1 protein-coding gene is annotated in these 487 nt (G+C 67.1%); it reads right to left on the bottom strand.

The window, feature by feature from the left end:
- The coding region (locus KDL01_RS47150; protein ID WP_212534258.1) for a phospholipase A at nucleotides 1–487 on the bottom strand (487 nt) is incomplete at both ends.

Here is a 487-nt window from a genome sequence, read left to right as displayed (position 1 = left end):
GTGTGGAACCGCAGGTTGCTCTTGGCGCCGCCCAGGTCGTTGCCGACCGCGCGCATCCATTCCAGCCGCAGGGAGCCGCGCTGGGTGGAGCCGAACGAATTGCGCGCCGTGAGCGACAGGGTGTTGTCGCGGTCGTAGTTCCAGCCGACCTGCAGCTCTCCGCGGCCCATGTACTCGACGATGTCCGGGTTGTCGTCGTCGCCCGCGCTTTCCTTCAGGCGCTTCCAGACGCGCGCGTTCACCGTCCAGCGGTTGTCGAGTTCCATGCCGGTCATCAGGTAGGCACGGTTCCAGCTGCGCGACAGCGGCAGGTTCTGGCCGTTGGACTGGTGCACCAGCCCGATGCCGCTGTAGCGCCAGCGCCAGCCGAAGGGCAGCTTGGCGTCGGTGGGGTAGACGTACATCACTTCCGGCTCGTGGTCGGTGGCGCGGAACGGGCGCGAGATGTCCGGGCTGAAGAGCTGCCAGTACGACTGCTGCGTGTAGC

This window comes from Actinospica durhamensis (assembly GCF_018139695.1).
In the GTDB taxonomy this organism is placed as follows: Bacteria; Actinomycetota; Actinomycetes; order Streptomycetales; family Catenulisporaceae; genus Actinospica; species Actinospica durhamensis.
Note: the sequence above shows the minus strand (reverse complement) of the source record. Positions and strands in the feature narration are given on the sequence as shown.